This is a genomic window from Treponema socranskii subsp. buccale (genome assembly GCF_024181585.1).
In the GTDB taxonomy this organism is placed as follows: domain Bacteria; phylum Spirochaetota; class Spirochaetia; order Treponematales; family Treponemataceae; genus Treponema_D; species Treponema_D buccale.
The window spans coordinates 2,134,143-2,147,911 of record NZ_CP054258.1; the positions used below are offsets into that span (position 1 = coordinate 2,134,143).

The 13,769-nt window shown below is 51.5% G+C and carries 14 protein-coding genes and 1 tRNA gene; 10 read left to right on the plus strand and 5 right to left on the minus strand.

Annotated features, from left to right (window positions below):
- Nucleotides 1-55 precede the first annotated feature (55 nt).
- The 3 genes from HRI97_RS09655 to HRI97_RS09665 all read right to left on the minus strand — a co-directional run bounded on the left by HRI97_RS09655 (nucleotide 56) and on the right by HRI97_RS09665 (nucleotide 3,486).
- Nucleotides 56-2,260, minus strand: coding sequence for a peptidase U32 family protein (locus HRI97_RS09655; RefSeq protein WP_253725246.1), 2,205 nt, complete (start codon nucleotides 2,258-2,260; stop codon nucleotides 56-58).
- A 180-nt stretch (nucleotides 2,261-2,440) separates the two neighbouring features.
- A complete protein-coding gene (locus HRI97_RS09660; RefSeq protein ID WP_253725247.1) occupies nucleotides 2,441-2,773 on the minus strand; it encodes a branched-chain amino acid transporter permease in 333 nt (110 codons plus the stop codon).
- On the minus strand, nucleotides 2,770-3,486 hold the full coding sequence (locus HRI97_RS09665) for an AzlC family ABC transporter permease (RefSeq protein WP_253725248.1): 717 nt from the start codon (nucleotides 3,484-3,486) through the stop codon (nucleotides 2,770-2,772). Before HRI97_RS09665 ends, HRI97_RS09660 begins: the two co-directional genes overlap by 4 nt.
- 212 nt (nucleotides 3,487-3,698) lie before the next feature.
- Between HRI97_RS09665 and HRI97_RS09670 the strand changes: the two genes are divergently transcribed.
- The gene (locus HRI97_RS09670; RefSeq protein ID WP_180485135.1) at nucleotides 3,699-3,932 is read left to right on the plus strand and encodes a hypothetical protein; all 234 of its coding nucleotides are present in this window, start codon (nucleotides 3,699-3,701) and stop codon (nucleotides 3,930-3,932) included.
- 60 nt (nucleotides 3,933-3,992) lie between these two features.
- Nucleotides 3,993-4,065: transfer RNA gene (locus HRI97_RS09675), tRNA-Thr, on the plus strand.
- Nucleotides 4,066-4,094: 29 nt separating this feature from the next.
- On the opposite strand, the gene HRI97_RS09680 is transcribed toward HRI97_RS09675, so the two are convergent.
- The gene (locus HRI97_RS09680; protein ID WP_253725249.1) at nucleotides 4,095-4,379 is read right to left on the minus strand and encodes an NfeD family protein; all 285 of its coding nucleotides are present in this window, start codon (nucleotides 4,377-4,379) and stop codon (nucleotides 4,095-4,097) included.
- A 102-nt stretch (nucleotides 4,380-4,481) separates the two neighbouring features.
- Between HRI97_RS09680 and HRI97_RS09685 the strand changes: the two genes are divergently transcribed.
- The 4 genes from HRI97_RS09685 to rpmB all read left to right on the plus strand — a co-directional run bounded on the left by HRI97_RS09685 (nucleotide 4,482) and on the right by rpmB (nucleotide 8,537).
- Nucleotides 4,482-5,828 (plus strand): FAD-dependent oxidoreductase, encoded by a 1,347-nt coding sequence (locus HRI97_RS09685; RefSeq protein WP_253725250.1) that lies wholly within the window; start codon nucleotides 4,482-4,484, stop codon nucleotides 5,826-5,828.
- 127 nt (nucleotides 5,829-5,955) lie between these two features.
- Nucleotides 5,956-7,011, plus strand: coding sequence for an NAD(P)-dependent alcohol dehydrogenase (locus HRI97_RS09690; protein ID WP_253725251.1), 1,056 nt, complete (start codon nucleotides 5,956-5,958; stop codon nucleotides 7,009-7,011).
- 304 nt (nucleotides 7,012-7,315) lie between these two features.
- Entirely contained in the window at nucleotides 7,316-8,218 is a 903-nt protein-coding gene (locus HRI97_RS09695; protein ID WP_253725252.1) for a CobW family GTP-binding protein, read from the plus strand.
- Nucleotides 8,219-8,282: 64 nt separating this feature from the next.
- Nucleotides 8,283-8,537, plus strand: coding sequence for a 50S ribosomal protein L28 (gene rpmB / locus HRI97_RS09700; RefSeq protein ID WP_253725253.1), 255 nt, complete (start codon nucleotides 8,283-8,285; stop codon nucleotides 8,535-8,537).
- A 155-nt stretch (nucleotides 8,538-8,692) separates the two neighbouring features.
- On the opposite strand, the gene HRI97_RS09705 is transcribed toward rpmB, so the two are convergent.
- The gene (locus HRI97_RS09705; protein ID WP_253725254.1) at nucleotides 8,693-9,616 is read right to left on the minus strand and encodes an MBL fold metallo-hydrolase; all 924 of its coding nucleotides are present in this window, start codon (nucleotides 9,614-9,616) and stop codon (nucleotides 8,693-8,695) included.
- A 112-nt stretch (nucleotides 9,617-9,728) separates the two neighbouring features.
- Here HRI97_RS09705 and prs point away from each other — a divergent pair, with 112 nt between their 5' ends.
- Genes prs through HRI97_RS09725 form a run of 4 tightly spaced genes read left to right on the plus strand, consistent with a single transcriptional unit; the run spans nucleotide 9,729 to nucleotide 13,769 of the window.
- On the plus strand, nucleotides 9,729-10,988 hold the full coding sequence (prs, locus tag HRI97_RS09710; RefSeq protein ID WP_180486800.1) for a ribose-phosphate diphosphokinase: 1,260 nt from the start codon (nucleotides 9,729-9,731) through the stop codon (nucleotides 10,986-10,988).
- Entirely contained in the window at nucleotides 10,985-12,208 is a 1,224-nt protein-coding gene (locus HRI97_RS09715; protein ID WP_253725255.1) for a xylulokinase, read from the plus strand. Before prs ends, HRI97_RS09715 begins: the two co-directional genes overlap by 4 nt.
- Nucleotides 12,205-12,861 carry an HAD family hydrolase gene (locus tag HRI97_RS09720; RefSeq protein ID WP_253725256.1) on the plus strand — a complete coding sequence of 219 codons (657 nt, stop codon included), beginning with the start codon at nucleotides 12,205-12,207 and terminating at the stop codon, nucleotides 12,859-12,861. Before HRI97_RS09715 ends, HRI97_RS09720 begins: the two co-directional genes overlap by 4 nt.
- A gap of 53 nt (nucleotides 12,862-12,914) precedes the next feature.
- A complete protein-coding gene (locus tag HRI97_RS09725; RefSeq protein WP_252722131.1) occupies nucleotides 12,915-13,769 on the plus strand; it encodes an MBL fold metallo-hydrolase in 855 nt (284 codons plus the stop codon).

Genomic DNA, 13,769 nt, shown 5'->3' on the forward strand with positions numbered 1-13,769 from the left:
TCCGACTGCAATGCCTTTTGCGAGCAACAATTTCGCTGCGCTACGGTGAGGTTGTTTATTTCTTTTTTGTTCGGGAGCGAGCTTCCGCTCCCCGCGATTTTTGTTCCTCGACGCGTTTCGGCGAATAAAAGCCTTCTTTCCAATTGAAGCGATACGCGCCGCGGAGCGGAATTTTTTTAATAAGCGAATTCATCACTTCGCGCAGTTCGGGCTTTGTCACCTTCGTCTTCGAAAAGTCGAGTAAAATACGCTTGATGCCGTCGCCGTAGAGGAGATCGCATTTATCCGTCACCGAAAATGCGGTTTCGGGCATGACGAACGAACCGTCCGGCGTCGAATTGACTTTGAACGAAGCGCCCTCTTTATCGGTAAAATACGTAAAATCGTATGAAGGCGGCAGTTTAAAGCGCAGGCGGAAAAGCGCAGGGTACGCGAACACGGGCACGAGGATGCGGGAACGGACGGAAGGCGGAAAAGTCGCCAAAAGATTTTTCCGCGAATTTTCATAGGGCATGACGAAGGCGCCGATGTTTTGATTTTCGAGCCACGAAACCGCCCATCGATTGAACGTATAGAGATAGGGACCGGCGATGACGTTGACGTCTTTTTTGCTTTTGAGCAGCGCGATGTGTGCGATATTGTTTGCGATAAACGTCGTAAAGCCGTCGCCGATGAGCGCATCGAGCGTTTGCCGCAATGAGTTTTCGGTTTCGGGCGGACAAAAGGGATCGAGGGAAATGATGAGCTGCTTTTTGGAAAGCGGCAGCACGGTTTTGTGATTTACAAGATCGTACAACGTTTCGCCGTTCAGTTCGATGATAACTCTTACCGGATGTGCCGATTGAACGACGAACACGTCCGCTACGGATGACACCTGCACGTATAAGCCTTCGGAGAAAAACTGCAATTCGTTTTTGCCGACGCTCGTCAAGTCGAGCACGGGAAGCTTTTCGTCTCCGGGCTGCCTCCGATACTGCGATATGTCGCGTGTGAGGACGCGCGGATAACGCTTCGATGCGGCTTTCGTTTGTAAAAGGTAGACGCTGTCACCAACTTGAAAACCGCCGGGTACGTCTATCCATCGAGTACCGTCGTCCGCCGTCTCTACGCTGCGCACTTTGCGGCTCATGCGGCCGGAATCGTCCCTGCGGTGCAGTCGGATCGAATCTCCTTGATCGGGATCGTAGGAGCCGCCTTTTAAGCGCGCCATCTGCACGCGAAGCTGTTCCGGCGGAGTGCCGGGCGCAGCGTTTTTCTTTTCCGCTTCGACGAGAGAGGCGGGAGCGGGTTTCAGCGCGGCGATCGTACCGAGATAGATGCCCGTACCGCCCGCCTGATCGGGATTCAATATCTCCTCTCCCGCCTTTTCGACGCCTTCGGCTTGCGTTTTAAAATTGTACCAATACGACGATTTCGATCGCGCAAAATCGGATGCGAGCATACGCTTCGCCGTTATGACCGCGCCTTTTTTGTCTTCTCTCCAGTGATCCATAACATAGCGGTAAGCGGCGACGACGGCGCCGACATATTCCGCACTTTTCATACGCCCTTCGATTTTAAATGAGGCGACGCCCGCTTCTTCAAGGTCGGGAATCTTCGAGATGAGTTCGAGATCGCACGGTGAAAAATAATACCCTTCCGAAACGCCGCCGCGCTGTTCCGCCGTATAATAGCGGCGGCACGCCTGCGTGCACATACCGCGGTTTGCCGACTTACCGCCGAGAAAACTTGAAAAAAGACAGAGTCCCGATTCGCTCACGCACAGTGCGCCGTGTACGAACACTTCGAGTTCCGCCGTCGTCGCAGCTTTTATCGATTTGATTTCTTCGAGGCCGAGTTCGCGCGCAAGAACGACGCGCTTGACGCCTTCCCTGCTCAAAAGATTTACGCCCGCCGCGCTTTCGACGTTCATCTGCGTCGATGCGTGCAGTTCCATCGTGGGGAAAAACTGCTGCGCCATGCGGATGACGGCGAAATCCTGCACGATGAGCCCGTCGGGCTTTACCCTGTCGAGGTAGCACAAGAGCCGATACAGCTTTTCCGTCTCGTGCTCTTCGCACACCGTGTTGACCGTAACGTATATTTTTTTGCCGAGCCGATGAAGGGCATCGACAGCCGCTTCGAATTGATTCCATGCAAAATTCGTCGTGCGAAGCCGCGCATTAAAGCTTTTGAGACCGAGATATACCGCATCGGCTCCTTCGCCGACAGCCGCATCGAGCGATTCGATATTACCCGCCGGCGCCAATAATTCTGCCATACGCGCAACTATAGCAGAAATCGAAACGAAGCGCCACAGGAGATTTTCGGCACAGGGAGATTTTCGGCTGCACGTTTAAAAAGCGCCGCTGAAACGGCGCGGCGCTTTTAACTTCGAGTTTTCAAAAAACTCGCGGATGTGCGTGTACGCGGATCGATTTTGCGTATATCGAATATCCTGTCAATACGGTAAACGCGAGAGTGCCATATACAGGAGCGTCCCGCCGAAGATACTTATCATCGCATTCCGTTTCCATAAGTGCAGAAGCGCCGTCGCGCCGAGCGCAATGATTGACGGAAGTCCCCACGGGCGGGATGCGAATTCCACGTCTTTAAAACAGTAGACGACGAGAACGGCCATGATCATCGGCGGAATATATTTTTCGATAAAGGAGATGACGCGCGGCGGATCGCGGTATGAAAAAACTATAAACGGAAAAGCCCGCGTCAAAAAAACGACAAACGCGGATATAAACGTTGCGACAAGCGCGGCCTTAAGCGTAAGCGGTGTCATAGGGATGTCTCCGTTTCGCTTTTAAATTTTTTACCTTTTACCGCTGCAAGCGCTGCGAGTGCGAACGCAATGGCGATTATGAGGATATGCTCCGACGGAAGAATTCCGATGCGGGAAAGGATGACGGCGACGAGGGCGGCAATCGCTCCGATGAGAGGAGGAGCGGCGTCGCGCGATTTTGCAAGCTGTTCGATGAGCAGCACCATAAAAAGAGACGTAAGGGCGAAATCGACGCCGGCAAACGAAAAAGGAATAAATTTGCCCGCGACCGCTCCGATGACGCCGCCCGTAATCCAATACAGATGATCGAGCAGGGCGATCGTACCGTAGAATGCGCCTTCACGGGCGCCTTTGGGAACGGTACAGCTTGTCAGCAGCGAATACGTTTCATCGGTTAGAGCGAAGATCAAATACGGCTTCCACTTGCCGGTATTTTTAAATCGCGTGATGAGCGAAAGCCCGTATACTATGTGGCGGATATTGACGAGGAGTTCGGTGAAAACGATCGCAGCAAGCGGCGCGCCCGAAGCGAACAAACCGACGGCGACGTATTGTCCGGCTCCCGCATACATCGTTATGCTCATAATCGGAGCGATCCACACGGGATACCCTGCGTTTACGATCATGAGTCCGAACGGAATACCGATTGCAAGATAACCGAACAATACCGGAATAGTGATCTTTGCCGCTTCGACGAAATATCTGCGCTCCATCAATTGTGCCGCCGTTTTATGTAAATCGATTTGCAGTATATCGTTTTGCAAAAACTAAGTCGAGCGCAGGAGTTTTGCATTTTCATTCATGTTCCGCTTCGGTACTCTTGCTTTGACACGCTTTGTCCGGCTTTGACAGGCTTTGTCCGGTGATTTACAAAACTTCGTATTCGAGTTATTATATTCCAATACACAATGTTACGGGAGTTCTTATGGTGTCGTTGATTGCAGGGATCATTTTTATCGCATTTACTTTTTTTGCATTGCTTCCTTCCTTTCCGCTCAACTGGGGCGCGGACGTACTTGCCTTTCTCAGAGGCTGTCTGCCCGTCCTTTCGGCTCTTGTCGGGCTTATCTGTCTGTTTATCGGTGTTGCCGATATCAAAGATAAAAAAGAAGCTGCACGCGAAGAAAGAGAAGCGCGCGAACGCGAAGAGAAAAAATAAGCGGATCGGAAAAAGCATATTGCCATAATCAGGTAATTATGCTATAGTTCGCACATATTTGCCAACTTAGCTCATCCGGTAGAGCATCGCATTCGTAATGCGGCGGTGATCGGTTCAAGTCCGGTAGTTGGCTTTTTTTATCGTATCGTTGTTTCTTTACAATTACAAAAGACGTTCTAATGATTTGTCCGCATTCGTCGGCATTTTTTTTGCAAGTTTTTTCGCCGCCAGCGGCCGCGTAAAGATGAGCAGCGCGAGCGAAATCGCGACGAAAATAAAAAGCTGCCACTTAAACGGAATCGGCGCAAGCGACAAAAAAATCATCGCAAAAGCTCCGCACGCAAACCAAACGGTTGTGAGCGCCATCGTCAGCGACTCGATGACGATGCAGAGGACGACGACGATGAGCCAAAACCACGGCAAATTATTTAAAATGAGCATCGGCATGGATGCAGTATAGCATAAAAACTGTTTTTTGTGTACGTATCGTGCGTTCCGCTTTTGCACGGTACGCTGTTTATTTGCTGCCAAAAGCGATATAATGACCGTATGAAAACATACGATACTCTTATCATCGGCTTCGGCAAAGCCGGAAAAACGCTTGCCGCAGCATTATCGAAAAAAGGAGAACGCGTCGCCCTCGTCGAAAAAGATTCGGCTATGTACGGCGGCACGTGCATCAACGTCGGCTGCATTCCGTCGAAACGGCTGATCACCGAAGCGGCTCTTGCTCCCAAAGAAAATTTCGCGCTGCAAAAGCAATACTATAAGGCGGCGATCGAAAATAAAAACACGCTGACAAGCGCCCTGCGGGCAGCCAACTACAATAAGCTCATCGAATCGGGCGTGGACGTCATTGACGGTACGGCTTCATTTTTAAATGCATCTTCCGTCGAAGTAAAAAGTTCCGACGGAAAAGTGCAGCCGATTGAAGCGAAAAAGTTCGTCATCGACACGGGTTCGTATCCGTTTGTCCCGCCCGCTTTACGGACGGAAAACAATCCTCATGTCTACGTTTCGGAAAGTATCATGGACTTAACCGAACTGCCGGAACGGTTGACCGTCATCGGCGGCGGATATATCGGTTTGGAATTTTCTTCAATGTATGCGAACTTCGGCTCAAAGGTAACGATCGTGCAGCAGGAAGATACATTTCTTCCGAGAGAAGATGCAGACGTTGCACAGAGTATCAGGAGCGTGCTCGAAAACAGGGGCGTAAAGATTATCACCGGTGCGCAAACGGAACGCATCGACGACGCAAATCTCACGTATATACAAGACGGGAAAAAATACAGCCTTGCGGGAGACGCCGTGCTTTTGGCGGTCGGCCGGAGGCCGAATGTCGATGCACTGCACGCGGAAAAAGCGGGCATTGCATTTACCGAAAGAGGAGGAATCGCGACGGACGAGCATTTGCGGACATCCGTGCCGAATATTTGGGCGGCGGGAGACGTGTGCGGCAATATGCAGTTTACGTATATTTCGCTCGACGACTCGAGAATCATTATATCGGATATGTACGGGACAAAAGAGCGTACGACAAAAAACAGAGGCGCATTTACATATTCGGTTTTTATCGACCCGCCGTATTCCAAAGCCGGGCTCGGAGAAAAAGAAGCGAACGCAAAAAAGCTCGATTGCCGTATCGTCAAAATGAATGCGGCGGCAATTCCGAAAGCGAAAGTTTTGAAAAAAAGCGAAGGCATGCTCAAAGCGCTCATCGACAATAAAACCGGCTCTATTGTAGGTGCCGCGCTCTTTTGCGCGGAATCCCACGAAATCATCAATGCGATAAAGCTCGCCATGGACAATAATCTGCCGTATACGGCGCTTCGCGATTTTATCTACACGCATCCGACGATGTCGGAAGGATTAAACGATCTGTTTTCGCTCTAGCATACCGATCGTGCAGGTACGGGACAAAACTGCGTATTTTTTTGTTGCAAAATACGCAGTCCTCATATATACTGTTTATATGTTTCGTATACTTCGGTATACCGGAAAAAAAATAGGAGGCCTTAATATGAAAGGATTTGCAATGCTCAAAATCGGCCAAACGGGTTGGATCGAAAAAGACCGCCCGAAATGCGGCCCGATGGATGCTATCTGTAAACCGCTTGCGCTCAGCCCGTGTACGTCCGACGTTCACACCGTTTGGGAAGGCGCAATCGGCGACCGACACAATATGATTTTAGGCCACGAAGGCTGCGGCGAAGTCGTCGAAGTCGGCGCATTGGTCAAAGATTTCAAACCGGGCGACAAGGTTTTGGTTCCCGCGATCACGCCGGACTGGAACTCCCTCGAAGCGCAGGCAGGCTATTCGATGCATTCGGGCGGTATGCTCGCCGGTTGGAAATTTTCGAACTTTAAAGACGGCGTATTCGGCGAATTCTTTCACGTAAACGATGCGGACGGAAACCTCGCGCACTTGCCGGACGGCATCGAAGTGCAGTATGCGCCGATGCTTTCGGATATGGTCCCGACGGGCTTCCACGGAGCCGAACTCGCGGACGTTCAGTACGGCGATTCCGTTCTCGTTATCGGAATAGGGCCGGTCGGTCTCATGTCGGTAGCAGGCGCGAACCTCCGCGGCGCTTCCAAACTCTACGCAGTCGGAAGCCGCCCCGCCTGTATCGAAGCTGCAAAATTCTACGGCGCGACCGATATCATCAACTACAAAAACGGCCCGATCGACAAGCAGGTTTTAGACTTAACGCACGGCAAAGGCGTCGATAAAGTCATCATCGCAGGCGGTACGGTCGATACCTTCGACGCAGCCGTCAAATCTTTAAAAGCCGGCGGAAAAATCGGAAACGTCAACTACCTCGGCTCCGGCGATTGGATTAAGATTCCGCGCGTCGAATGGGGCGTCGGTATGGGACACAAACAGATCAACGGCGGTCTCATGCCCGGCGGCAGACTCAGAATGGAAAAGCTCGGCAGTCTCGTCGCATGCGGCAAACTCGATCTTTCCAAACTGATCACGCATAAATTCAACGGTTTTGAAAACGTCGAAAAAGCGCTGCTGTTGATGAAAGACAAGCCGGCCGATCTGATCAAACCGGTCGTCATCATCTGATCTGAAACTATATGCGGAGGGGGCGGCGAGCGATTTCACGCCGCCTCCTTCCCTTTTTTAATAGGTTCAATTTCGAGTTTTCCAAAACTCGAAATTTTCCGACTGTTTCGTTTACCAACTGAACGGCGAGTTTCGAAAGTGAATAAAATGATGCGGAGGCGAGGTTCCGGCTGCGTGCCGTTTCGAGCGTTAGGCTTGCGGAAGCCTGCCCTAAAAGCTCGACCGCGGCTAAGCGGACGGGTTCTTGCCGAAAGCATATTTTTATTTAGAAATACTTTCGAAACTCGACTTTCGACCTAATAATATGAATATATTGATCGTTTCGGGATTTTTGGGCGCCGGAAAAACGACCTTTATCCGAAAGCTTGCCGAAAAATCCGACAAGCCCTTTGCCGTTGTGGAAAACGAATACGGAGGCGCCGGCATAGACGGGAACCTGCTCGAGCAAAATCGCTTAAAAGTGTGGGAGCTGACCGAAGGCTGCGTTTGCTGTTCGCTGAAATCGGACTTCGCGATGTCCGTGCTGACGATCGCAAATACCGTCGATCCCGAATATTTGGTCGTAGAACCGACCGGCGTCGGCTTGTTGAGTTCCGTCGTCGCAAATCTGCATAAAATCGAATACGAGCGCATACGGCTTTTAAAACCCCTTACCGTAGTCGATATCGACTGCATCGATTCGTATCTTGCGACCTTTGAAAAATTTTACGCCGATCAAATCAAAAATGCCGCACATATCGTCATATCAAAAACCGAAAATAAAACCGAAGCGGAAATCGAAAAAGCCGTCCGTACACTCAAAAGCATCAATCCCCAAGCGGACATAACGGCGAAGCCCTACGACAAAATCGAAAAAGCATGGTGGGGCGAACTCTTCGATGTGATGAAAAACGCGTTTACCGGTAAGACCACGTTGTTCCCGCTTCCGCTTTCGGCCGCCCCCGATTTGGAAACGGCAAGCTTTACCGGCATCGCTATTCAATCTATAGAAGAATTGATAAGCTGTCTTTCGGCGCTCATCGCCGAGCGCTTCGGCCGCGTCTACCGCGTCAAAGGCTTTGTCCCGATAAACGGACAGTGGGCGAAATTCGACGTCGTCGACAAACGCTACAACATCGAAACCTGCGATGCGATGAGCGAATCGAAACTTACCGTCATCGGCAAAGACCTCGACAAAAACGCGCTCAAGCTCTTGTTCAGCTGTTGACAGAATTGTCTTTTTCCGATAGAGTGATAAAATATCGTACAATTCGGTAAAGGTAGGTACAAATATGTCCAGAACTTGTGATGTTTGCGGAAAATCGCTCATGTACGGTCACAAAGTAAGCAATTCATATAATCATACGAAACGCACGTGGCGGCCGAATATCCACAAAGTAAAGGCGATCGTCGAGGGAACGACGCGCACGATCAACGTGTGCGCAAACTGCATCCGCTCGGACTATATCGACAAAAAAGTGCGCATGCCTAAAGACGTGCGCACGGCTCTCGCCGAGCAGGATAAAAAAGCCGCCGAAGCGCAATAGCATTTCGCCTCATCGTTTTATCGTAATCGTACAAACCGCCTCTCAGGCGGTTTTTTCTTTTAAAAAACGGCAGCGACCGAGTAAAACGTATTTCAAAAAAGAACACACGGAAGTTTTCCGATACCCGCCTCACGGACGTTTTTCCCCGAACGCCGCTACACATCGAGGACGAGACCGTCGTATGCGGGAAGCACCGAACCGCCCGCTTTTACTATTTCCGACAAAACCGGAAGATCTTCCGTCCGCCGTATGCAGTACCGCGTTATATCGACATGGCTCATATTGTGGCTCATGTGCGTAAGCCAGGTACGGCGCGGCCTGATAAGAGCTGCACTTTCCATCGCTTGGAAATACGAAAAATGCGTCGGGTGAGGCTTTTCGCGAAGTCCGTCTATGACCGCGTGTTCTATGATTCCGCCGTATGCGACGAGCGTTTCAATCGAGCTTTCGGGTATGCGGCTGCAGTCGGTGAGATAGGCGATCGAACGGAATAAAGCTCCGTCTCGGACGCTCAAAAGCCAGCCCGTCGTCTCGAGCTCGCCGTGAAACATCGGAATCGGAATCGCGCGCACTTCTCCGATATAAAGCGGCTTCTTTCCCGAAAAGCGCGATGCGTTTATCAAATGCAGCTTGGGCTTCCCCCCTCCGATCTGCGTCGGCTTAAAGATATAGTCGAATCTCTTTTGTATGCCCGAAATCGTATTTTCATCCGCATATACCGGAAGCCCCGCTCCCGGCGATTCGTCCGTCTCCGCTCGATGCGTGCCGCGGAACGCTCCCTCGGATTTCGTGTGGCTGTAGATGCGCAGGTCGTCGAGCCCCGCAATGTGATCGGCATGGGCGTGCGTCAAAAGCACGGCGTCGAGAGAATCGATATGATGCGCGAGCGCCTGCATGCGGAACTCAGGCCCCGTATCGATGACGATGTGCGTTTCGCTTCCGTCGGCGTTTCGATGCGATATGTACGCGCTGCACCGAAAGCGCTTGTCTTTCGGATCGAGCGAAGTACACACGCTGCAATGACAGGAAATCGCAGGTACGCCGTGACTCGTACCGGTGCCGGTTAAAATCATCCGCATACGGTCAGTATAACGCCGATCGGCACGGGAAGCAATCGTCCGATTGTCACATCGCAAAAAAAATGATACTATGAAAACGACGCGCGAAATCGCGAAAGAGGGGTCTTGAATCATGCCGTATTCCGAACCGATGAACCTGGCCGTCGTTGCATGTCCGGGCGGAGAACGTTTCGCCGACGAAGTGATTACGCATCTGAAGCACATGTACAAGCATCGTTTTACGCTTAAAAATGATGTTATTTCAAAACGCTACGAGATGAACAAAGACGATCTCGTCAAAAAAATCAATTTCGAAAACGATATCGACGCTCCCGAACTTTACATCAAAGGCGATGTGACGAAATACCGCGCGCCGTCTTTTAAAATTCCCGCGCGCTTTACGTTTTTTGCAAACGGCGAATTCAAAACCGAACTGCTCGAATCGATACGCGGAAAAGACGTCTATATCTTCCAGGACATAGAAAATCACGAAGAGCTTTCGCTGAACGACGGCGCGAACAAAGCCGTCCTTTCCGTCAACGACCACGTCATGTCCATGCTCGTAACGATCGATGCGGTCAGGCAGGCGGGAGCTGCGGCCATCACGCTCGTCGTACCCGCCTACCCCTACAGCCGCCAGCACAAAAAAAAGGGACGTGAAGGCTTGACTGCAAGTATGCTCGGCCACATCTACGAATGGCTCGGCGTATCGCGGATCATCACGCTTGACATTCATTCGAGGGAAATCGTCAACGCGTTCAGTTCCCTCAATCTCGAAAACCTGCACGCAAGCTATCAAATCATCCGAGAACTGAGCAAGATCGTCGACTTGACCGGCAAAACGGAGGATTTGGTCGTCGTGTCTCCCGACACCGGTGCCATCGACAGAAACAAATTCTACGCGGTCGGATTGAAGCTGCCGCTCGCGATGATCTACAAAGAGCGCGATTATTCGATCGTCACACAAAACGCAAAAAACACGAACATCAAATCGATAAAACTGCTCGGCGACGTACACGGCAAAGCCGCTTTTCTCGCCGACGATATGCTCGGTACCGGCGGCACGCTTTTAAAAGCGATGGCCTTTTTGAAAGAACAGGGTGCGACGAAAGTAATCGCCGCGATCAGCCTGCCCTTCTTTACCGGCAACGCGATCGATCTCTTCGACGAAGCGTACCGGCAGGGGCTTTTTTACCGCATCATCGGAACGAACGCCGTCTATCACGAAGCGCTGTGTAAACGTGAATGGTATATCAACACGAGCGTGAGCGGCCTCTTTGCAAACGTCATCATGCGCGTTCACTATAACCAATCGCTGAGCAGTCTGCTCGAAAACCGCACGCTCATCGAAAAGATGGAAAAGCAGACGCAGCCGCTGCAGCCGAAAACATGACGAAAAAGACCGTACTCTCGGCCGACATCGGAACGACATCGCTGAAAGCCGCACTGATCGATGATGAGGGCAAAGTCAAAGCATTTGCAAAAGAATCGTTTGAAAAGCCGGATGAACGGTATATCGCGCAAAAATGGTTTACCGCTCTGTGCAGCGCGGTAAAAAAACTCATCGATGCGGCGGGCGAAGACGATATAGCGGCGATCGGCATTTCCGGAAACGGACCGACGATCGTTTCCGAAGACGGAACGACGCTCTTGTGGAATGCGGACATAAAGCCCGCACCGATCGCGGGAACGCTCGCCGCACATTCGCTTTTTATCCCGCGCATAGCGGCGTTTCGCGAACTCTTTCCCGCCGAATGGAACGCTTCCCCGTATATCTATTCAGGGCCGGAATACCTCATTCATAAACTCACCGGGGCAAGCTTGACGATTTTACCGGAAGCGCGCTACGAGAGCGCATATTGGACGCGCGAACAGCTCGAGGCGGCATCCGTACCCGAAGGCAAACTCCCGCCCTACGTTCCGCTCGCAAGCGATGCGGGTGCGACGAACGAAGAGGCGACGGCCTCCCTCGGCTTAAAAAAACCGGTACGCGTTTTTTGCGGGGGACCGGATTTTATCGCCGCGATGATCGGAACGAATACCCTCTCCGTCGGGAAAATATACGACCGCGCAGGTTCAAGCGAAGGCATCAATATCTGTACGCCCTTTCCGCTGCACGAAGAGAGAGTCCGCTCCCTGCCGTCCGTCATACCGGGCCTTTGGAACGCGTCCATGCTGCAAACCGAAAGCGGGCGTATGTTCGTCAACTATAAGACGATCGTCGAAGCGATCATGGAAAGAGAGTTTTCATACGAAGAGCTCATCGCCTATTGCCTCGAACACCCCGAAAGCGACGGTTTCGAAATCCTCTCGCTCATCGCAGAAAATTTACATCGGTCGTTTTCCGCCCTGCTCGCGGCAGCCGAAAAAAACAATATCCGTGTTCGTCTTCCCGTCGTCGTAACCGGCGGCCAGACGAAAAACGAACAATGGATGCAGATGAAATGCGATTACGCCCGTATTCCGCTTGCGCTCACCGCGTGCCCCGACGCCGAGCTTATAGGAGATGCGGCGGCCGCCTTTACGGGATTGGGCGTATACGGATCGCTTGAAGAAGCCGCTTCTTCCCTCGTAAAAATTATTAAAACATACAAGCCGCGGAACGCCTTATGAAAATATATCGCGTGCCGAAAAAACTCAAGACGATCGTTTTCGACATCGATTCGACGCTGTATACGAACGAAGCGTACGTATCTCACCAAAGCGAAGTCCAGCTCCGCCGCTTCGCCAACGTGCGCGGCATATCCGAAAGAGAAGCCCGGACGATGTTCGACGATTACCGAAGCGAATGGTCGAAAACGCACGGCGGGAAAAAAATCAGCGAAAGCAATACGTTAGCCGCGCTCGGCATTCCGATCGAAACGACCGTCGTATGGCGGAACGAGCTCATCGAACCGGCAGATTTTTTATCGCGCGACGAAAAGCTCATCGCCGTTTTGCAGACGCTTAAAAAATCGTACGCGCTCGTCTGCGTTACGAACAATCCCGTAAGTGTCGGACGTAAAACGCTTTCCGTACTCGGCGTCGAAGACTGCATCGCTTACGTCATCGGACTCGATACGTTCGGAAAATCGAAACCCGCGCGGGAACCCTTCGAAGAAGCCGCACGCAAAACGGAGGCGGCAATCGAAGAATGCCTCAGCGTCGGAGACCGCTACGACATCGATATCGTTCTGCCGCTTGACCTGGGCATGGGAGGAATCCTCGTCGACGGCGTTTCGGACGTGTACGAACTGCCGAATGTGTTGAATTTTCCGCGTAAATAATTTTTCGGCGGACAAATTGTTTTTATTTCGTTTACCGTGTATAATATGAAGATATGAGGTCTATCGTGAAAATCAAAAAGCTTGAGCAGACAATCGAATTTACGAGCGACGGCAGCCTCCGCTTCTTTTTTATCGGGACGGGAAGCGCCTTTGCGAAAAAGTATTTTCAAAACAACGTGCTGATCATAAAAGGCAAAGATCACGTGCTCGTCGACTGCGGAGCCGTCTGTCCCTACGCGATGTACACCTATCATTCGTCCATCGCGTCCGTAAGAAATTTGCTCATCACGCATTCGCACGCGGATCACATAGGCGGGCTCGAAGAAGTGGCGCTCGTCGGCCGCTACACGACGAAGATCCGTCCGAAGATGGTCATCACCGATCAATATAAAAAAATTTTATGGAACCAATCGCTCAAAGGCGGCTGCGCATACGGCGAATACACCGACGGCGCCTTTATGACCTTTGAAGATTATTTCGACCAGATAACGCCGCGTCAAATCGCGCGCCTCCCGCGCCCGCTCTACGAAGCGAACGTCGGCTCCATCAATATCAAACTCTACCGCACACATCACATCCCGGACAAAACCGGTTCATGGCGTACGTCTTTTTATTCCGTCGGCGTGCTGATCGACGACCGCATCCTCTTTCCGGGCGACACGCAGTTCGACAGGGAGCTCCTCGACTGGATGTGCGGTTCGTACGATGTCGAATACATCTTTCACGATTGTCAATTTTTCCCCGGAGGAGTACACGCGTATTACGAAGACTTGAAAACGCTTCCGGCCGACATGAAAAAGAAAATGCTTTTGTGCCACTACGGCGACAACGTCGATCAGTACGACGCGAAAAAAGACGGCTTTGCGGGATTCACAAAGCGCGGCGTCTATTACGATTTCGGAAAATAA